14 protein-coding genes and 1 tRNA gene are annotated in these 22,238 nt (G+C 40.7%); 14 read left to right on the top strand and 1 reads right to left on the bottom strand.

Annotation, left to right across the window (positions count from 1 at the left end; genetic code table 11):
• Positions 1-47 precede the first annotated feature (47 nt).
• The 8 genes from IEY09_RS00645 (at position 48) to IEY09_RS00610 (ending at position 13,821) form a co-directional block, all read left to right on the top strand.
• Positions 48-123: transfer RNA gene (locus tag IEY09_RS00645), tRNA-Lys, on the top strand.
• Between the two features lie 220 nt (positions 124-343).
• The gene (locus IEY09_RS00640) at positions 344-1,018 is read left to right on the top strand and encodes a GIY-YIG nuclease family protein (protein ID WP_140906588.1); all 675 of its coding nucleotides are present in this window, start codon (positions 344-346) and stop codon (positions 1,016-1,018) included.
• 242 nt (positions 1,019-1,260) lie between these two features.
• Complete coding sequence (locus IEY09_RS00635) at positions 1,261-2,187, top strand: helix-turn-helix transcriptional regulator (protein ID WP_188869423.1); 927 nt, start codon at positions 1,261-1,263, stop codon at positions 2,185-2,187.
• A 253-nt stretch (positions 2,188-2,440) separates the two neighbouring features.
• Positions 2,441-4,036 (top strand): hypothetical protein, encoded by a 1,596-nt coding sequence (locus IEY09_RS00630; protein WP_188869421.1) that lies wholly within the window; start codon positions 2,441-2,443, stop codon positions 4,034-4,036.
• A 52-nt stretch (positions 4,037-4,088) separates the two neighbouring features.
• Positions 4,089-7,424, top strand: coding sequence for an AAA family ATPase (locus IEY09_RS00625; protein WP_188869419.1), 3,336 nt, complete (start codon positions 4,089-4,091; stop codon positions 7,422-7,424).
• Positions 7,425-7,963: 539 nt separating this feature from the next.
• On the top strand, positions 7,964-9,142 hold the full coding sequence (locus IEY09_RS00620) for a DNA cytosine methyltransferase (RefSeq protein WP_188869417.1): 1,179 nt from the start codon (positions 7,964-7,966) through the stop codon (positions 9,140-9,142).
• Between the two features lie 76 nt (positions 9,143-9,218).
• Positions 9,219-12,194: an ATP-binding protein gene (locus IEY09_RS00615; RefSeq protein WP_188869415.1), complete on the top strand. Its 2,976-nt coding sequence runs from the start codon at positions 9,219-9,221 to the stop codon at positions 12,192-12,194.
• Complete coding sequence (locus IEY09_RS00610) at positions 12,187-13,821, top strand: response regulator receiver domain (RefSeq protein ID WP_188869413.1); 1,635 nt, start codon at positions 12,187-12,189, stop codon at positions 13,819-13,821. Before IEY09_RS00615 ends, IEY09_RS00610 begins: the two co-directional genes overlap by 8 nt.
• Before the next feature lie 270 nt (positions 13,822-14,091).
• Here the strand turns inward: IEY09_RS00610 and IEY09_RS00605 are convergent, their stop codons facing one another.
• A complete protein-coding gene (locus IEY09_RS00605) occupies positions 14,092-14,829 on the bottom strand; it encodes a hypothetical protein (RefSeq protein ID WP_188869411.1) in 738 nt (245 codons plus the stop codon).
• A 257-nt stretch (positions 14,830-15,086) separates the two neighbouring features.
• On the opposite strand from IEY09_RS00605, the gene IEY09_RS00600 reads away from it, so the two are divergent.
• The 6 genes from IEY09_RS00600 to IEY09_RS00575 all read left to right on the top strand — a co-directional run bounded on the left by IEY09_RS00600 (position 15,087) and on the right by IEY09_RS00575 (position 22,222).
• A complete protein-coding gene (locus IEY09_RS00600) occupies positions 15,087-16,775 on the top strand; it encodes a DUF3987 domain-containing protein (protein ID WP_188869409.1) in 1,689 nt (562 codons plus the stop codon).
• Positions 16,776-16,836: 61 nt separating this feature from the next.
• A complete protein-coding gene (locus IEY09_RS00595) occupies positions 16,837-18,120 on the top strand; it encodes a hypothetical protein (protein WP_188869407.1) in 1,284 nt (427 codons plus the stop codon).
• A gap of 136 nt (positions 18,121-18,256) precedes the next feature.
• The gene (locus IEY09_RS00590; RefSeq protein WP_188869406.1) at positions 18,257-19,189 is read left to right on the top strand and encodes a tyrosine-type recombinase/integrase; all 933 of its coding nucleotides are present in this window, start codon (positions 18,257-18,259) and stop codon (positions 19,187-19,189) included.
• A complete protein-coding gene (locus tag IEY09_RS00585) occupies positions 19,183-21,225 on the top strand; it encodes an AAA family ATPase (RefSeq protein ID WP_188869404.1) in 2,043 nt (680 codons plus the stop codon). The genes IEY09_RS00590 and IEY09_RS00585 overlap by 7 nt, the downstream gene beginning before the upstream one ends.
• A 22-nt stretch (positions 21,226-21,247) precedes the next feature.
• Entirely contained in the window at positions 21,248-21,736 is a 489-nt protein-coding gene (locus IEY09_RS00580) for a hypothetical protein (RefSeq protein ID WP_188869402.1), read from the top strand.
• An 81-nt stretch (positions 21,737-21,817) separates the two neighbouring features.
• Entirely contained in the window at positions 21,818-22,222 is a 405-nt protein-coding gene (locus tag IEY09_RS00575) for a DUF2787 family protein (protein ID WP_188869400.1), read from the top strand.
• Positions 22,223-22,238 lie beyond the last annotated feature (16 nt).

Raw genomic sequence — 22,238 nt, 5'->3', positions numbered from 1 at the left:
CTTGCTTGAGGGGTGTGTTCAGGGTAACATGCCTCCCACTTTGACAGGGGTCGTTAGCTCAGTCGGTAGAGCAGTTGGCTTTTAACCAATTGGTCGAAGGTTCGAATCCTTCACGACCCACCAAAGTTTCATTTTTCCTCTCGATACTCTATTTACTCCCAACATTTCGCCGTCTGCTTCCCATTTATCTGAAAAAGCTTACTGAAAAATAAGTCTCTCCATTGCAGCTATCGGAATCCTAGCGACTATAGCGAACTAAATGCCTGACTGTGCAAATTCTTCTTCAATTCTTACTCTTTATAGGATTAAATGACTCCAAAAATGAAATGGAGGATTTGTCGAAGTGATTGATTATGGTACAGGAAGTAGTCCATTTGAGACTGAAGAATTACGTAAGTCCCTATCAAAATTTCTAGATAGTGAGTTTCATGGGCAAAAGGTCGGAAATTACAAATTTGGTGTTTATGCATTTTACGACTATGAATTAGAACCTATCTATGTTGGACAGACCAAAGAAAGTTTAAGAACTCGTATCAGAAGACACCTAACAAATCGAAGAACAGATGCTGTGGCAATGTCAGTGCTTGATCCTATGGAAGTGTACCAAATTTGCGTCTGGCCGATTACAGACTTTAAAGGTAAAGATCAGAAGTTAGTACTTGATGCTTTAGAAAGAAAAGTACATGACTTAGCTATAGAACAGTCAAAGTTTCGTGCGATTCTTAACGAAAAAGAACCTCCACAACCCCTGTTAGATATTGAACTCCCAGAATCATTTAGTGGGACAATCATTTCCCCTGAAGTGCTAGCGCTTAGAAGTCATCCGGACTCAAGAATAGCCCGTAGAGCAGCAACAATTGCGAGTCTTTCGCACATAATTAGTGAACGCAAGGTCAACAATGGATTACGGAACACTCTTATTACTCAAGTGGTACGTCTAAAATGGTTGTCGGAGAAAAGACTTGATGAATTAGTAAAAGCGCATCCAAATTCTGACTCAGCGAATGACGATGAATAATAAGGTGTATTAGCTTATACGAGATCTGACACATCATTTTGAAAAGATGAGGGTTACCTGTTTTTATAAAGGTGAATCGCCACTCCTTAATTAGAAGTCTTATAGACTCATTTCGAAGTGGAGCCACTGAATACAGCCAAGAAATATTGATGCTAAAAAAAGTTCATGAACAACTTCTGAACTGACATACCCTGTCAGTATACTGTGATAATGTGGATCTAAATAATAAACGAGAGATGGTTATGGATAATCTATCGCGCAACGAGATTTTAGCACAACGCCTAGCTCAGATTCTGCTGCAGTTGTTCGAGAGTGGTAAAGTCTCACGAAATGAACTGGCTAACAAATTCAATGTTAGCGAAAGAACTATCTACCGCGATTTGAGTCGCATTGGATCGGTCGTTTCATGCTCAAAGGATGGGGTCTACAGGATATTAACTGAAAAACCAAAGAAAGATGAACTTCCAGATATTAGCAGCCTCAGTGAAAAAACAGGTTTAGGAAAGTTATTACCTGTTTCTGAAACAAGCCCACTACCTAGTTTACTGTCGGCGATAGAATATAAACGAATCAAAATTTTGCCTTTGCCACCTGAACAGTTAACTTCAGAACATCAGAAAAAAGTTTTCAGTCGATTAGATTCGGCAATCAAGGACTGCAAAATTTGCTCAATTCAATACAAAGGTAAATTACGCACAGTCCAGCCGTACCGATTGATGAGCTTAAAAGGCGTTTGGTATCTAGCAGCAACTGACATCGAACTCAACATCAAGGCTTACCAAGTCAGTGGCATTGAATGGTTAGATGTGAAAAAGGCAACATTCGTAGCTGATACCGATATCAATGGCTATCTCGATACAGAAGACGATGCTTGGTTTAGCTTGAAGAAAAAGGAAGTGACAGTCGAAATTCAACCAGCGATTGCTCGCTACTTTGAACGGCGAAACATTTTGCCACAGCAAAAAATCATCAGTAAAACGACAGAAGGTAAGTTGATTGTTACAACTCAAATAGCTCACCGAGATCAGTTATTCCCAACACTGCGTTTTTGGCTTCCAAACGTGCGAATACTGAAACCTGAAATAGAGGCAGAAACTTTTCTTGAGCAACTTTCTCTGCACTTGCAACAAATATCTCAAAAGCATAGTTTTAGTTTTGATACTATTTAAAGAGATATTAAATGAATCGTGCGTTTATTTTTTACGAAAGCTATTTGAACACCTTCGTGTATTGCTGAATAAAAATCAAATTTCAATGACTGATACATCGTAATTAGAACAGTTATATCCACAGACCAATGCGATAGTTGATAAGGATATTGAAAAAGCAAATCGCAAATTAATAGCAGGGTGTTGTCCCAGTATTTGGGTGCAATACAATTTTTAAAAATCTGGATGATTCAATTAGCAAACAAGGATAATCATGGATTCAATCACAGTACAAAATATCGTTTTCACAGAAAAAGATTTCGAGTTGCTCAACAGTAGTGAGTATCAGGAGACTTTTGCTACACGAGTTGAGTCGGAAATCTTTGGTTGCGAAGAGAATTCCAAGAACACCGCAGTTTGCATCAGAGATTTTGTCGATTCTTATTCACAATATAAACACTCCATGGAACTTGAAACATGGTTGATTCAGGAATTGCGCAAGCACCCCGGCATCTGGGAGAGCGAAACAGATTTGTTGGATTCGGCTCACGATATAGTCGCAAGCGTGAAACAACGAAACAATGACCGAATAGAATTACAACAGCACCTTGATAAGGGGATGAGTCAAGAAAGCTGGTTCGCGAAAAAAATCGAGGAAGGCGCACAAGCCAGCGGTTCCATTAGTGTGAGTGCATATGTATCAGACATCGATCAGGTGTTGGAGACTGCCACTCGAGACAACTGGAATGCTATTCACAACCTCGATGGTAGAATCAATCAGACCCGTAATCTTGATGGTTTTATTGCCGAAAGACACCACGCAGATACTTTCAACATTGATGCCGTGACCAAAGGCAGCAAATTGCGTGCTGAGGTGTTGTCGCCAGAACCGGGTCAGGGCTATGGGAAAAACTCGGTAGACATCGTCATCAAGAACGAAAATGGCAAAATCATTCGCCGCTATCAAGCCAAATATGGGAAAGACGCTGACGCGACTTCTGAACTATTTGAAAAAGGCGATTATCGTGGCCAGCAAAAGCTTGTGCCTAAAGGACAGGGTGGCGGTATTCGCCAAAAGAACACCGAGGTAATTGAAGCTGACGGTGTGTCGTCCACTCCTCTATCCAAGGAAGAAGCCAAGGTATTGCAAGAAAAAGCGCAGCGCGAGCATGAAGCTCGGCAATACAAATGGGACGGGGTCAACCGTATTGAAATTGCTAAGCACATTGGTAAACAGGCTTTGTTAAGCGCTTGCATCACAGCCAGTTTTCATGGGGTGCGTATTCTAAGTCGGCGTGTATGGAATTCCCTCACGGGGCAAAAAAATCAAAGCACTAGCGCGGATATGCAGGAGTTTTTTTGTAGTAGTCTCAAGGGGGCGGCAGATGTTGGTTTGCAAACTGCCGTTTCTGGCGGTCTGATGGTGGCTTGTCGTAATGGCTGGCTAGGGAATGCGCTCAAAGCAACGCCTGCAGGTAAAATTGCCCAGATAGCGGTAATTGGTATGGAAAGTGCCAAAGCTATGTACAAGTATGCAAAAGGCGAAATAAGCGGTCAGGAAGCTCTGGATCACTGCGGACGAACATCAGTTGTAACAGTAGCCGGCTTCTATGGAGCAGTTGAAGGTACTGCAATTGGAGCAGCTTGGGGGACGGTATTGGGGCCGGTAGGAACAGTTGTTGGAGGATTTGTTGGCGGAGTGGCAGGAGGTATTGCTGGCAGTACGTTTGGCGAAACGGTTTATGAAGGTAGCAAAGCTATAGTCAAAACTGCAGTTAACGTTACTAGATCTGTCGTTAGCTCGACCATTGATGCAGTCTTGAATGCCGCTAACTCTATGAAAAATTTATTTTCCAGTATTTTTAACTGATACCGCAAAATTAGCAAACTAAGACTAGTCATTGACAAAGGATAATTACATCATGAGCCTGCCTAACTTTACTGAGAAGCTAACGGACTATATACATTCAGGCTGTGCTTGTGTGTTTATTCAGACTAGTGAGGAAGTCCGTATTGACGGGCTACTGGCGCAATTGGCGGAGAAGGAAGGTTTTCATATTCTTGAATGGAATCTTGGCTACGGCTGGGTTGATCCACAAAACAAACAACCTCTTTCGGGGAATGACGTTAACCAGCTAGTTACGCTCTCGCAATCTCTTCCTACTTTAAGAGATGAAGATCTCGACAATAAACTGATTGTCATCAAGAACGCTAAATCAGCATTGGCGGAGGATCAGCATGCCCGAGCTCGCCTGCAACAGCTGCTAAATCGTATCCACCGAAATCACGAAGGCTTAAGTGCCGTTCTGCTTGTCAGCGAATTCATGCAACTTCCACAAGAAATCGAAGCTGGTACTCAGATTCTGCCCTTACCGTTACCGTCACGCGGTGACATAGGCAATCAAATAGATGATCTGGCCGCACAGTTCGGATTGCAGCTTATAGATGAGCAACGAACTGCCGTCTGCAATGCTTGTGCTGGACTTACCCTTCAACAGATTCGTCAGGTCATTCTGCGAATTAAAAAAAAGCACTCTTCGTTTGACCGTGACGCTATTACAGCCATCCTGCACGAAAAAGAAAACCTTATCAGCAAAAGTGGGGTGCTGGAAATGGTCAAAGTCAATGAAAGTATCGACGACCTTGGCGGTTTGGAAGAACTGAAAGAGTGGTTGTGCGAACGCGCAGCACTGATACGCCAAATAGAAAAACTCGAATCATTTAACATAGCTGCTCCCAAAGGTGTATTACTAGCTGGCATGCCTGGCTGTGGTAAATCGCTTGCAGCTAAAGCTGCGGCTAATCTGTTCCAGTTACCATTGCTACGCCTCGACATGGGTAGCCTTCTTGGTAAATACGTTGGTGAAAGTGAGTCGAACATGCGCCGAGCACTTGCCACGGCTGAAAGTATCAGCCCATGCATATTATGGATCGACGAATTGGAAAAGGCCTTTGCCCAGACCAGCAGTGGCGGCGGGGCATCCGAAGTAACTTCACGCCTACTTGGCTATTTCTTGACCTGGATGCAAGACAAATCGGGAACAGTATTTGTGTTTGCCACGGCCAATGACATCACAGCATTGCCCCCTGAACTGTTAAGGAAAGGGCGTTTTGATGAAGTATTTTATGTTGGATTTCCAAACCAACAGGAACGCGAAGCTATTTTACGCGTCAGGCTACAGAAATCGCAGCAAAACCTTGATGAACTCGATCTCAAAGCGCTGGCAGCAGTCTGCCGCTATTACTGCGGTGCCGACATCCATAATGCAGTCAATTTGGCACTGGAAAAAACTGTGCTCGGTAGCTGTCAAAATGTGAGCCAAGACGACTTGCGCGCAGCTATCGCTGCTACAGTCCCGTTGAGCCAGAGTCAGCATGATAAGATTCAGAGCTACGAAACCTTGTTCGAACAACTTAAACTTCGTAGCGCATCGCGCCAAGTTGGTGAAAGTTTGGCGCAAATGAAAAAATGGATTGATGATCCAAATCACCTCCGTCGTCGCAAGCTTGCAGAACACCCAGATTGCCCTGAGTCAATACATGAAAAGTTAATCCAAGATATTGAAGAAAGCGTTATTGAGGCTGTTCTGAAAAATCCATGTTGCACAGAGAAAATATTGGCTTTAGTTGTTACCCAGTGTTGCCCTGCAGAAGTAAATCAAGAAATCTCGGTAGCGCAGAAAAAATTACGTGATAAAGCGTTGGAGTTAGCAGCGAGACATCCGAATATTCCGCTAGATTTAGTTGAAGTCATGCTACAAGAAAAGCGATTAAATCCAACACTAGACTTCTGGAAGGGGATAGAAAGTAATTCTTCAATCACAGTTGAGCTGCAGAATCGTTTGTTACAAGTTTCACCAGAATTACAAATTCTGGAATCAAATAACGAAAGATTATTAAAACGAGCGGTATTAGCTGAAAAAGAATATATCTGTCAAGATGTTCAGAATATTTTGGCAAAAGATAAAGAACGCTACGTAAGGGAGTCACTTGCAGCCAATTTAACAATTTCTGAAGAAACACAACATATTTTAGTTAATGATTTGGAAGAATACGTTCGTTCTGAACTTGCTAAAAATACAAGGCTTACTCAATCGACTCAAAGCCTGCTCACAAAAGATAAAGAACGCTACGTAAGGGAGTCACTTGCAGCCAATTTAACAATTTCTGAAGAAACACAACATATTTTAGTTAATGATTTGGAAGAATACGTTCGTTCTGAACTTGCTAAAAATACAAGGCTTACTCAATCGACTCAAGAGATTCTAACTAAGGATAGAGAAGAATATGTCCGCAGCAGTTTGGCTTGTAATCCAACAATTTCCTTCAATAATCAGAATGTTCTAGCGGCAGATAGTGACGATAGAGTTAGAGCTTCTCTTGCTCGAAATACTGAAATGACAAAAGAAATTCAGCTAGTTCTTATCAAGAATAGTGAAAGTAATGTTCGGGAAAGCCTTGCACAAAATGTTAACTGCCTCCCTGAATTACAAAATCTCTTGGTTAAGGATGAGTGCAAGGGTGTTCGCAGTTGTCTTGCTGAAAACCCTAATTGCTTGCAAGTGTTGCAAAGTGTTTTAGCAAAAGATCCTGAGAAAGATGTTCGGGAGGCTCTTGCCGGAAACGAAAAATGTATGTTGGAATTTCAGATTGCTCTTATCAATGATTGCAGCCAATCTACTAGATGTCTGATTGCGCGCCGAGCGATGGATTCTTTGGAGCTTCAAAGTATACTTGCAAATGACGATAGCAGCGATGTACGTCTAGCTCTTGCTAAAAACCGTAATTGCCTCCATGCAATCCAAGCTATTCTTGTACACGATAATGATAGTGACATCAGGGAGGCTCTTGCTGAGAATCCAAACATTTCTGAAGAAACGCAGTACATTCTAGCAAAAGACGTCAAAAAATATGTGAGAGCTGCGCTTTATTCTAATGAAAACGTTTTACCTGAAATACTTGGAAATAATTCCTTTACTGAAGCTATTTACTATACACTCACAAACTCGAAATTAATCATGTCTTCATTATTTGGAGGTGAACCTGAAATCACAAAAGAGGACCAAAACATACTAGCTTCTGACAGTCCGAGCAGCTTAAGAGAATCGCTTGCCCAAGCAACTAGATACCATGAGACGCAGAATATTTTGGCCAAAGACAATCGAAACTCTGTTATTCAGGCACTTGCTGATAATCCACATCTTTCCCAAGAGGTTAAGAACTTTCTTTCTAAGAAATATGATTGGGTCACCTTTTAACTGTGTGTACTAGTTCAGGTCTGAACTAGTACACAGTTTAGCGTCCGTTGCACTTTTATCAAACCATTGCCGAGGTACATTAGGATGTATGCGACTCACATAACACGTCCTGCACTTTAATAACTATTAACATGCAGAAATCGCGTGTTTTCGCGCATATTTGAGCTGTTTCAGCAGCAAACTATAGCAAAACTCGATTTAACTTTTATTATGCAGGTAAAAGTGCATAACTACTCATTTTTCGAGTATATTGTCACTAGCAAGGTTCGCTCGTGTCATAGCTAAAGTCGTAACGCTTCACGATTTCTCTACAGAGCGAATAGCATCACTCACATCTGCAAAAGCCGACTGATGAACTCACTGCATGCTATCAAGTGACGTTATTTGAAAAATGGTTGGAGCCTCATTCACAGCTCATTGAAATTAAAATAAATTTTAATTCACATAACCAAAATTACTTCCATAAAAACCATGATACAATAGCTATTTAGGCACAAATCAGTAGAATGTCCAAGCTCAGAATTACGAAGGTCATTTGAATGTCATACAAAGCTATAGATTTATTTGCTGGAGCAGGCGGCTTCAGTCTAGCAGCTCATAATCTTGGCTTAGATATCGTAGCTGCAATTGAGCTCGATGCTGCGGCTTCTGAAACTTATAGCCAAAATATTATAAGTAGATTGGGCCAAAAAACCCATCTACTCAACGAAGATATTCTTAAAATCAATCCTGAAGAGCTAAGGGAAAAGCTCAGAATAGAGGTTGGAGAACTTTCTCTCATTTTAGGTGGACCACCTTGCCAAGGTTTTTCAAGCCATCGGATTAAGGATGCAGGAGTAGATGACCCAAGAAATCAGCTTCTTCTTAGATACTTTGACTTTGTTGAGTCTTTTTCGCCTAAAGCTTTTCTTGTAGAGAACGTAGCCGGTCTTTTCTGGGATAGACACAAGAGCTACTTAGATAAGTTCATCGATTTGGCAAATAGACACAACTATAAGATCATATTTTGCGGCACATTGAATGCAAAAGACTACGGTGTTCCTCAAAATCGAAAACGTGCTTTTATACTTGGTATACGTGAAGATGTGCACCATGAAAAACTAATATTCCCACCTAAACAGACACACTTTTCACCTAGTTCAATTCATGCCAAAGATAGAAAACCCCAATGGCGAACAGCATCTTCTGTGTTCGAACCTCTCACTAATCAGTTGATAGAACTTTACATTAAGCAGTATTTTTTACCTCGTACAAAGCTTAGTGCTGATGAGGCTAGAAATCTGTTATCTAATTTGGAGTCAGGGCAACCAGTCAAAGACGATGACCCGTGCAAAGTTCATATGCAACCTACAGAAAAAATGAAAAGGCGATTTCAGAGAACTCGACTAAACGGCAGCCGGACTGACGCGGGAAAAGAGTTTGAGTTGGATTGCCATGCAAACGGTTATGCTGGTCATAAAGATGTGTACGGAAGAATGTTCATTCACCAACCAGCAAATACTATTACAACAGGCTGCAACAATCCTTCTAAAGGGCGTTTTGTTCATCCTTGGAAAAACCATGGGATAACATTGAGACATGCCGCAAGACTTCAAACATTCCCTGACGACTTTACTTTCTTTGGAAGTACAACAAACCAAGCGAAACAGATCGGTAATGCTGTACCGCCCGAATTAGGTAAAGTTCTCATCGAAACCATTATGAATGGAATGGAATAAAAAAAGAGCCTATTATGTAGGCTCTTTTTTATTATTAATCAGTTACAAACTGTATGCAGCAGCGTGAGATTGGTCTATGGCAACTTTTAAAACACGAGCTCGGGCATTAGACCTGTTAGGTCGTCAGCAAATTGCTGGCATTCCTACAGCGATTAACGAACTCCTAAAAAATTCCCATGATGCATATGCAGATAAAGTAGATATAGACTACTTCCGTTCGAAGGATCTATTTGTGCTACGAGATGATGGCATAGGAATGACTAGGGAAGACTTTGAAAATCGTTGGTTAACTTTGGGAACCGAATCAAAAGTTAATCATAAAAAGTCACTCGAACCTCGTATCGATAAAAATAAGAAATTTCGAACACCTATGGGTGAAAAGGGAATTGGCCGGCTCGCAATTGCATCGATAGGACGTATAGTCCTAATCGTTACAAAAGCTAAAGGACAACCTGATGTAACAGTGGCTCTGATTCACTGGCAATTGTTTGAAATCCCTGGTTTAAACCTAGAAGACATCCCGATACCCATACAATCACTAAGTACTTTACCTAGCCGGACCAACATAGATTCTATGAAAGCTGAGGTACGATCTTCGATTGACGTTCTTAACAGTCAAGGAGATCTGTCCGAAGATGAGTATGAATCACTACTTTCAACTCTTTATAGTTTTAATGTTTCTCCTGAAGACCTCAACAAAAAACTAGTAGGTATCTACGATCTTAGTGGCATAGATAACGGTGGTACTTTTTTCTATATATCGTCTATTGATCCAATTTTTAACAATGACATCGATGGTTCAAATAAAGGAAAAGAAGCCACAAAAATTGAAAAGATGTTGATGGGATTTCACAATACTATGACTCCCAAGCATCCTGCACCTACATTGGATATTGTCTTTAGAGATTACAGGTATGATGAAGAAAGCTACATCGATATTATTGATAGAGAAAATTTCTTTTCGGTAGAAGATTTTGAAAAAGCAGATCACCACTTTGAAGGAAAATTTGATGAATATGGTCAATTTCAAGGAATGGTGAAAATTTATAATGAAAAGACTTTTGATCATATTGTAAATTGGACAGAAAATAACTTTAAACCAACTAGATGTGGGCCTTTCTCCATAAACTTTGCTTATATACAAGGTAGAAAAACCGAATCAATACTAGATAATGAAAACCATGCAAGAATAAGAGCAAAGGCTGATAAATTTGGTGGTTTATACATATATAAAGATAATATAAGAATTTTGCCTTATGGTGATTCAGATTATGATTACCTCGAAATAGAAAAGAGAAGAAACTTTCGTTTTTCATACTTTTTCTCATATCGAAGAATGTTTGGAGTTATTAACATATCTCACGACAAAAATAGTGACTTAAAAGAAAAAGCAGGAAGAGAAGGCTTCATTGAAAATAAATCTTACCGGCAAATGCAAAATATTCTGAAAAATTTCTTTATACAGATTGCTGCGGATTTTTTTTCTTCAGATGATGAATCCCCAAAGTCAGAGGCTTGGAATAGTAAAAGAATTGAGATAACTCAAACTTATAAAGCATTAGAAAAAAGAGAGAAGCAGGCAAAGGAAAGAAAATCAAAATTTGAAGCTAGCTTAATTAACTTTTTTGAACTTTATAAGGATAATGCTTTCAATGACCATGTCCAAAACATACTTCGAGAAATAGATTTTGATTTCAAGAGTGTATCTATAGAGAAAGATGAAATTTTAGCAGGTCAAAAAATCCTTGATATTGAAGCCAAGTCGAGACAAAAATTAAATGAATATAGAAAATATATTATTGTACCAGCTCCTAGAGGATTTTACGTAAAGGGGGAATTAAAAAAAGATTATGAAACATACTTGGAGATATTTGATGAAATAAATCTGAATATTTTCGAAAAAGCTCTAATAAAAATAGACTCTTTCGTTGAAGAGACGGTAGCTGATCTTCATATTCAAATAAATAAAAGAAGAAGGTTAGAAAAAGCTGTAGAGGCGATATCCGAACAGGCAAAAAAGATAAACTCAGAGAAACGTAAGTTAGCTAACGAATCCGTACTAGACATTTCTAAGAGAGTAAAATCATTAGCTAATGATTTAATGATTGATTTGGACAATCAAATTAGAGAAGTCAAAGATAGGTTTAAAAACGTCTCTATAGATGATGAACCAGACATTAATTTAGTTGCTTTGCGGAATGTTTTATCCAATGAAATAACGTCAATTTCAGAAAGAAACACTAACGTTCTAGATACAATCATTCGTCAATTAGAAGGAATATATTGGGAGAAAGATGAAGAAAACAATTATATCACTAATGAACAAATTACAGGGGCACTTAGTGAGGAGTTAGATAGCCTTCGTGAAAAAATAAATGTCGATGTGGAACTTAGTCAACTAGGACTAGCAGTAGGTGTTATACACCACGAATTTAATAGCACTGTCAGGTCTATTCGAAATAGTCTTAAAGATTTAAAAGCTTGGTCTGACGTGAATGAAGATCTAGACGGGGTATACAGAAACATTAAAGTTAATTTTGAACATCTAGATGGTTACTTAAACTTATTTACACCATTGAATAGACGATTATCCAGACGTACAGAAGAAATTAAGCTATTAGAAATAAAGAACTTCTTAATAGATTTATTTAAGAACAGATTTAAACGACATAATATCGAATTCAAACATACAAATGGATTTTCAAGGGCAAAAATAACTGGTTATAGGTCTACATTCTATCCTGTTTTTGTTAATGTAATCGACAATGCTATACATTGGTTAAACGAAAGTGGAAACGAGAATAAGACTATTAGGCTTCATGCTGATAACGAAGGAAATGTATATATATCTAATAATGGATTGGAGATAAAGCCTCAAGATAAGCTAAAAATTTTTAATCTTGGATTTTCGAGAAAAGACAATGGGCGTGGAATGGGGCTTCATATTAGCAATGAAGTCCTAGAATCTGCGGGCTATCACCTATTACTAGATGAACCAAGAGAAAATTCCACAGTAACGTTCAAGATTTCCAAGGTTAATAATAATGACTAACTTTACTAAAAAATCAGAAAAAGCGACTGATAACTTTATACAAAGTATAGTTTTTATCGACGATAAAGCATACAAAAATAATACTATTTCAGATCAACATGACTTTGATGCAAGAGAGATAACAAAAGCTTTTTCTGAGAATGGAAAAGTATGTGCCGTTTACGAGCCTACATCAACTCAAGAAATAGATTCTCTAATATCTGTAGCAAAAAAAGCTGATGTGGCAGTAATCGATTGGCAAATATTAATTGAAGAGAATAAACCAGTCGAGGAAACGGATGACGAAGCGGATGCAGAAGTCGATGATGTTAGGGGTATTTATACCAAAAGAATAATAACGCAACTACTAAATGATGAATCCTGTAAGAATAGCGTCAAATTAATTCTCATATATACAGGTGATACAGACCTAGAGCAAATAGCGACAGATGTACACGAAGAATTAGCTAAACACAATTTGAATGACTTTAATATTGATGAAAATGATAACTGCACAATAAAGTCTAGCTTCTGTAAAATCATGGTTATCGCTAAATCTAATCGTGAAGAGGCAGGAGGCCAACACGCTGAATTATTGAGAACGAAACGTGTTACATACAATAATCTACCTGTATTCATTACTGAACAGTTTGCATCATTAACTTGCGGGTTACTATCTAACTTTGCTATGGAGTCCCTATCTGAAGTAAGGCGTAACTTTAACCACATACTAAGCCTATTTTCACAAAAACTTGATGCCGCATATCTTGCCCATCAGTCTTTGCTACCTAACACCCATGACGCTAATGAGCTGCTTATAGATCTATTAGGTAGTACTTTTATGTCTACATTACGCTACAAAGGATTGAACCATTATATCAATAATGACCTAGTAGAGTCGTGGCTAAATGAAAATGTTCAAGAGAGAGACTATCAGTTTAAAAAAGCTGACGGAACTAATGACAACGTTACATTTAGATTAAACAAAAGAAAACTGATACAACTTCTTCAGCCTCATGCTGTTGTCGAAGACAAGTACAAAGCAATAATTCAAGGTCCTGAAAATCCGCAAATAACAAACAAAAAGGTTGAGCTGTTAGCTTCAAAGTTTGCTATTACATTGTTTACCGAAGATACAAATTACGATGAAATAAACCAAAATTTCGCAAACTTATGCCAACACAGAAACGTCCTTATAGGTGATGAGTATACTCCAAACCTGTCTCTCGGGACTGTGGTAAAAAGTAGCGTAGACAATAATTATTACATATGTATTCAACAAAGATGTGACTCGGTTAGACTGTACACAGGCGACCACAGACGCTTCCTATTCTTATCTCTAACTGAGGTGACAGATAAGTCATTTGATTTTCTTACGCCTGCAGGTGTCAAACTGAAAGTTAACAAAGGTACATATTCTCTTAGAACTGTTAAGTTTAACGGCTCTGTGACTGGAAGTGTTTTGTCTGAGTTAGTTGAAAATAAACGAATTTTTTACCCTACCCACCATTCCGAACAAATTCCTGAAGCATTTGAGTTTGTGGTTGAATTAAAAGATATGTACGCGCAAAAAATTATCGAAGAGTATAGTGGTAGTCTATCTCGTGTGGGCTTAGATGAGCCAGAATGGGTTAGAAGATACACCTAACCAATACTTGCATAAGTATTTTTATTTATAGTGATAAGGTTTTTAATGACTTTATCACTTCCATTTTCTCCAAAAATAAGTAAAAAATGCAAATAGCACCAACACCTCCACTTTGAGCAACTCTTACCTCAATTAATATATCCCAGGAAAATAGCCACATCTAACTCTTGACACATAAAATATACTTTTCTATCTATGATTATTTATAATAATTACATTAATCTTAACTCATCAACCAGCTAACTACAGGTAAATTAATATATAGTCATACTATGAATTGTCAGTTATTCTAGCTTTTAGGAGCCAATGATAACTCATATCTGAATGAACCATTCTTTTGCAAATTCTAATATATTTCAGCACTGACCTTCCTGAAATAAACCCCCTAACATCATCTAAATCATAATATCTATCTTTAAACATTTCCCTTAGATATTCGATACCAAACTTAGTGTTATACCAATTGATATTTGTCATTGTTATATATGAAAAACTGTGCAATCTCTTCAAAACCTCTATAAGTCTAGACTCACTAATTCGAATATCCAACTCACATCTCACCAAATCGGTCAGACATTCAATTTCATCAAATTCGAAAATAGCCTCCTTAGACGGAGCATCTTCATGTCCTATAACAATATAACCTAACTCACCAACATTAATCCCCCCACCTAAACCATTTTTATTTCTTCGAATATTTTTCCTAGAAACCGAAAAAACTTCACCTAAAAAATATCTAGAATTAAATCTGCTATACAAAAATAGGGCTATCTTTATCTCATTGATTTTCAAAAATGGATTAGAGTAGACATTTGAGCAAAAGTAATCACTATTTTTTTCATACTTCAAATCAGATAATTCAGCAGCCTCACTTCCTTCTGAATATTGGAAATCAGAGTAGTAATCCAGCAAGAACCTTGCCATATAAATTGAATTTTCCTGTTTCTTTTCTGTAATTGACTCAGGGACAGGAATTATTGGATTTTCAATTGTACCTATATCAGCCATAACTTTCCTCTCTATAACTGTTAGTACGCCCATTCATTTGGCTAAGTGCTCAACTATACTATCATTCATCAAAAAGAACACAAGATGTATGCAATTTTACTAATTAAATGATTAAAAACAATAAGATAAATATTTAACAAATACTTATAGACTCCTGACTTAGGATACAGCATGGATTCTAATGGAATATGACTGTACCTAACTTCTACTCATGCCTCATGTGTTAATAGTCGGGTAACTTTCTAGAGGAGCACACCATGAAGAAACAAAAAAATCACTCTAAATCCCAAGTGCAACAAGGTAAAAACAAGGAGAATCAGCTGCGTAAGGTAACAAAGAAAATCACACCACAGAAGAAGCCAAAAATAAAGGCCATCACAAAGACTAAAAATTTAAAAGGCAATTTAGTAAAGGGTATTCAAGACTATTCAATATCCACATTCGAATACATTGTTTACGACCCAACAAAGCCATTAGTGGTAGAAGACAAGCTTCCAAAGTTTGGCCTAGAACTAGTGAAGTCTATCTCGTTTGCCTCAGCCTCATGCATTGAATTTGCTGCTGCTGGGATGCACTGCGTCCTTAGCTGTGCAATAGCCAATAAGTTCCGAATCCGCCCCTACATCGACAACAAAACCTACTCAGTAACCCCCAATCTTTCCGGCATCATTATTGCTGAACCAGGGAGCAATAAATCGGCTTCGCCACAATTGTTGATGCAATTCATAAATGAAATCCAATTGCAATTAGCAGAGAAATTCGCTGAACAGTCAAAGATCTTCGAAAAAAATCTAATCAAACAGCAAATGGATAACTGTTATTTCAAAAAGGAAGCTCGTCGACTTAATGATGCTCTACACAATTTGCCGCCTCAGTCTAAAGAAGCCAAAGAGCTCCGCGAGGAACTGGATAATGTCTTAGAACAGTGTGTTGAGTTACCAAAGCTCATCTACTCAACCATTTTGACAGTACAAGACGTGACACTAAAAGGCTTGATGCAGATTGCAGCTAACCAAGCGGTTCCTGTCTTAATTTACAAAGATGAACTAGCCGTCTTTTTAGAAGACATATTTGAACGCAAAAATGGAAACATTCGACGCTACCTAATCGAAACGATGGACGGCAAAAGCAACTATACCAATGTCACCGCTAACAAGCGCAATCATTCTGTGCGCCCACCAGTTGCGTCTATCCTAGGCACGACACAGCCAAGCGTGATTAAAAAGTTGATTAGCAAAGTATTAGAAGAGAAGATCACCAACGACGGTTATCTCGATCGCCTACAATGTATCGCCTATCCAAACTCAAAATATCTAGAACCGTATACCGGAGATATTGTAAACCCGGATGAAGTGCTTAAAAAACTAAAAAAGCTGCTCATTAAACTTTATACCACTGCACAAGATCAGCTCATCGAAGTCAGTTTATCTGATGAAGCAAAATCAATCTTTCAAAAGTTCAAGGTTAATTTAGCTAAGCAGCAAAAATCAGATGCTATCTCTGAAAATGTTAAAAACAAACTCTCAAAGTACCCCGATATGGTATTGAGCATCGCACTGATATGCGCGGTATTACGTCAATACGAAAAGGATCCAAAGTCACTTTTCACACTCAAAACACTCGAAAGTAGTGATATCCGCATGGCAATACATTGGGCAAAACACTACCTGATGCATTTGAAAAAACTTTGGGGTTCTAAGACTCCAAAAATGCAAAATGCACTTAAAATTTTGAAAAACCTCAAAAAACTCATGGATAAAGATCGCTGCTTCACTACTCGTGATATCACTCAACGCAATTGGGCTGGGATCAAAAATGACAACGACAAAGCCAAAAAGGCACTGGAAGTGCTGGTCAATGAAGGGGTTATTAAATCTGTAAATACCAACAAGAAGACCGGACGTCCCTCTGAAAAATGGCAGGTAATTGCCAATATCGTTGATTGATTCGGTTTGTGATGGGGAGGCATCCCTCCCCTCTATTTAACAGTTTACAGAGAGAATCCTAATGAAACACAAATCATCTAAATCAATCATTAATAGTACTATGTCTAATAGTTCTAAGTACTTAGACCACACTAGCAATGATATTCACATTAAACCAGATAACTATCTAGAAGCCATCCCTCAGTATCGTGTTAGTCATAACGCGTTTGTCTCTAAGTCTATGCACCTACGTCTAGCCGAGCATACAGCGCCAAACGTGATGGACACAAAAGCGCTGAAATACGCATTACAACATGCCACTGTAGGTTATGTCTCTGATAGCGCGAAAGGCCTGCACCTCCAGAGTATCTTGCTTGCATCTCAATTAGCCAACCCACAGGCATGGGCGTGTTATCCCATCATCGATAAACTGCATATTACTGTGGATGTGGCTGAAGATGAGATGAATGAGCTATACCGTCAATTTCCATCTATCTACGAAAGCACTCAATTCAAGTGCTCTAAGAAAAAAACTAAGCGCCAGAATGGCCAATTCTATAGTGATGTACTGACATTCTCATTAAAGACTGATAAGACCGCACAGATACGCATTTTCTTTGGTGATAACGCTAAAAGTCGTGCCACCCAGCACAATAAGCTAAGATTTGAGCTTATTCCTGCGAGGTTTACACCCAAACAGATTAGTGAGTTTTTCTATCAACTTAAGCGTTCTAAGTGCATTAAGGACTATAAGGCAAAAATGCAAAACGCTAAGGTCACTCGTTGTGATGTCGCCATAGATTTGTTGTGTGTTTCAACACCCTTAGTGATTGTAGATAAGCCAAAGGTTAAACATTTTAGTAACCACAGTCAGCATGAGCATAAGGAAATGCGCTTTGTTCAAACGATGTACATCTGCAAGCAAGGTGATAGCCACATCGTTGTTTATAGTAAGTCAGAAAAGTTGTTAGAGAAGTCGCATAAACAGGCCAAGAATAGGCTATCGATGCTCATTAATGTAGACGGTAACCCCTTATCCATCTCACGGTATGAGAATGTCTACCGCCCCCAGCAGTCTGGAAGTACTCTGTTGCTACAAGACCTACATAAAATGAGTCACTTGTTTAAATCAGTCGAAATTTATAATCCTGACATACTCAGCAATTTAAATGAGGCAGAACGCAAATTAGCACTTAGAGATGGTCTAATGGTTTATTTGAAAAATGAGTACGATGAAACCGCCTTTATGGCTCGGAGTGAAATGCTTCAGCGTCATGCAATGTTTATTAATCGTAAACAGTTTAAGTTGATGCAAGAGAAAGTGCTGAGTAAGTTACGAAAGTGCATCATATCGCCCAAGGCTTAGCCAAGCTAACCGTGTCAAAAACAGCGGCTGAAAAATAGCCGCACTTGTGATACCATACACTTACAGTGTGGTATCACTACTCCCTTCTGTTTCAATCCCCTAGCAACATATCAAACTATTCTTACTGGAGTTATCTATGACTACAGCGACTGCTTATGCGCTCTATTTGAGCCGTCTTGCGCCCAATAGTCAGCGCTCGATTGCTTCGCAGATGCGCAGCATTGCACAGCTAATGGACTGGCCTGACGCAGCGATAGGCAAGCAACTCAGCAGCATTAACTATCAACAAGCGATGCAGATACGCGCATTGCTAATCCACGAGCAGTGGTCGGCGCGCTCGATTAACCGTGCGATGACAGCGATTAAGAGTATCGTCAAAGTCGCGGCCTTAATGGGTGAAGCTGATATGCAGCAAGTCGCGCATATCAATAGCATCGCTAACATGAAACACGGTGCCCATCAGGGCAATCCCCTGAGTGCTGAGCAAGTCACTAAGCTACTCGCCTTGCTTTCCAAGCGCCAAGACACGTATGGACTTCGCACGTTAGCTATCTTTGCACTGTTCCTCGGAACGGGGCTGCGCCGTAGTGAGCTTGCGGCACTGATGCTCGCCGATTATGACAGTGCAACGTCAACGATTAAGGTGGTTGCAGGTAAAGGCAACAAGAGCCGCATTCTGTTCTTACCCAATTGGGTTGAACAGCATGTCATCGCTTGGCTCAACGTGCGTAAGATGCAGTCGGGACCACTCATTTGCCACTGTCGCGCCACTGGCACTATCGTCCATTACCGCCCAGTGAGTCGGGATGCGCTCTATCGGTTAGTCAAAGACAAGCTTGGAGATATCGGCGTAGTAGGTGCATCACCCCATGATTTGCGCCGCACCTTTATAACTCGGCTACTGGAGCAAAACGTCGATATCAACACCGTGCGTCAAATGGCAGGCCATGCAGATATCAGTACTACCACCATTTATGACAAGCGCGGTGATGCGTTTATGCGTGAAGCCGCTGCCACCCTGAACTATGTGTCAGCACCGAACGAACGGGGTGGGAAAACAAGATGTTAAAGCGTGTAAAATCACCCCGTAAATGGCGTGCCAATCATTGCCACTACCTCGCCTCTCAGTTGAGTGAAGCATTGATGTTTGCCGCCATTACCGTCGACAAGGAAGTGCCATCTTCGATACTGGGCGCAATCACAGGCGAGCAGATAGAGCCGTTTCTTCGCCTGAGCCTAGAGGATGCATCACTCAAGCTACCAAGCAAAGACCGCGCACCGCTCAACACGGCAACGGTTAAGCATAACGCGCAGTTTCTTGGTCAGTTGCTTGGCTTAATGCCGCAGATGCAACCTGTAGTTGAGTTCTTGATTGTCATCAATGCCAATGCCGGACTCAGGGAGTTAACCGAATTACTGATTGATGATGACTTTGATGTACTAGAACGCATGCTACTAGGTAAGACAACCCTTGATTTAGAGGTCATCCTGTCGCAGTTGGCGGTGTTCGAGCGTTACCAACTGATTGCAGAAGCGACCTTGGGTGCGCCTTATCGATTGCTGTTCCCAAGCGTACTGGTATCCATTTTAGTATCTCAGAAGTTAACCAGTGCAGTCGACTTCTTAGCCCCCATGCTCAGCAAAAGCCCCGAGGCACAATTTAGTTTGTCGCAATTTGGGCATGTGAACACTGACTTACTGGCTAACTACCTTGCGGCCATCACTCAAAAGCCCTCGGTAGGCGTCAATATCCTGCTCTATGGCAAAGCGGGTACAGGTAAAACGGAGCTTGCTCGGACATTGGCAAAGACGATTAAGCGCAATTTACTGGAAGTCCAAAGTCAGCAGTTAATCGAGAGCCAATACCGAAGCGATAACATCGCAAAGGCAACCAGCATACGCCTTGCTCACCTGAACTTGTTACAAGGTCTACTGGCTCACAGCAATGACAGCTTGTTGCTGGTCGATGAGTGTGAAGCATTATTTGTGCAAGCCGATGAACAGTATTCCAAAGAACAATTGATGCAGGCGCTAGAGCAAAATCCTGTTCCTGCCATTTGGATTACCAACCATGTTGGCTTGTTAGAACCCAGCTTTATTCGCCGTTTTAAGTTGGTGATGGAAGTCCCTGTACCCGATGAACCCTTTGCCTATGCCATCAATGAGCACTTACTGACACCGCTGAAGGTATCACAGGACTATCACCTGCTACTGGCAGAGAAGCCTAATGTCACTCCCGCCATGGTTGGTAATGCTGCCCATGTGGCGATGACACTCAAACTCAAAGGTGCCAAGGCTGAAGTCCTTATTGATGAAGTGATTGATGCCACCCTAGAAGCCTGTGGTGAAGAAGCACCACCGCCAAAGTATCAAGGGGAGCTAGCGTTCGATAGCAACATGGTCAACTTCAAAGGCGGTGATGATGCAGCAAGTGTGACTACCGTAGAAACACTGGACTCGATTAATCATGCGGTTAAGCAGGCCATGCCGATTAGGGTGATGCTGAGTGGTCCCCCTGGTACAGGCAAGACAGCATGGGTACATCACTTAGCCGAAACCCACGGCTTTGAGCTGATGCACATCAAATGCTCTGATGTACTCAGTAAGTATGTCGGGGACAGCGAGCAGAACATCGCGAGGCTTTTCAGAGAAGCGCACAAACAGCAAAAGCTGATGCTCATCGATGAAGTCGATAGCTTGCTCAGCAAACGCGATAGCGCTCAAGCGCTGCATGAAGTGCAGCTCGTTAACGAACTGCTATCACAGCTTGAGTGCAACACTCTGCCCGTGTTCGCAGCAACCAATGCGCTTGCCAGTATTGATAGTGCGGTCATGCGCCGCTTTGATTTCAAGTTGGTGTGTGACTATTTAACGAGTGACCAACGCCAAGCGCTGTATCGGCAAGTTCTTGGGATTAAACGCCTAACCCATGAAGAAGTCTCAACCCTAAACAGCCTAAACCAGTTAACGCCCGGCGACTTTGCCATCTTAGCAAGACGCCAACGTTTTGAACCCAAGCGCGACCACCGCGCAACCGCCCTTGCGCTCCTCACCACCGAGAACAGCCGCAAACAAGGGCAACCTCGTATCGGATTTATCCGCTAACACCCACTAAAGGAAACACACCATGACCACAGTATTGAGTTCTCTCAAGGTAATCGCTCGCCCTGAAATTGCCCCTAAGCCACCTGTGCTCGGCAAACGGATGAAGTTACTCGACAAGCTAGACCAGCAATTGTCGTTAGCCGAATGCATGATTGAAGGCCGTGAATTTGAAGCCTACAAAGAGCGCTCGGTTAAAGACCCTGAGACTGGTGAGCGTAAGAAAATTCGCCGCCGTTACATCGTCCGACCTTGGTTCTATGACAACAACGAGCACTACTACTTTGAAGTGCGGATTAGTAACAAACCCATCGAACTGGAAAAAGGTTGCCCCGCTATTGATGTCGGTGAAAAGGCCAACTTGCCAGCGGTGATTAAGGTGGTGATTGATGCCGTGGAGAAAGGCGAGTTAGACGAGCAGTTACTCGCCCCCGCCCCCAAGATAGGCAAGAAGGCCAAAACCGATAAGACATCAGCTAACACAGAGAAACAGGCCACCAAACCAAGTAAGTGACAACTCACATCACCCATATTCCATACCAACAACAGGGGGACACGATGCCCCCTTTGTTTTGCCACTTTTGAGGGTTAAATAATGAAAACCATTAATACCGACCTACCATTACCCGTGTCACCTGTCTTTACCAAAGCACTGGCAGAACTCGTGAAAAATATTGATAGCAACGCTGTCACCATTAACTTTCGGGACCCCGATTACAGTCCACAAACAGGTGGCTTTCATCCCGTGGAAATCAGGCTAGAGAGATATGCTGACCAATGGCAGTTATGCTACATCACCGACTTTTGCTATGTCGGCTATGCGGGGCAATGGGAATTAGTGAAAGAGTTGGACTTTGACTTTAGCTGCGGCGTGTTTCAATCCATTAGCGGACTATTAGTAATTGAAGCGGCAGCAGAGCTTTACCCAATTTGGGAGCAAAACTTCTTGTGTTACTGGCAGGAAATGGACGTTTTTAATGTCAGTATTTCGACAGACTAACCCTCAAAACACTCAA

This window comes from Shewanella xiamenensis (genome assembly GCF_014647135.1).
Classification (GTDB): Bacteria; Pseudomonadota; Gammaproteobacteria; order Enterobacterales; family Shewanellaceae; genus Shewanella; species Shewanella xiamenensis.
Note: the sequence above shows the minus strand (reverse complement) of the source record. Positions and strands in the feature narration are given on the sequence as shown.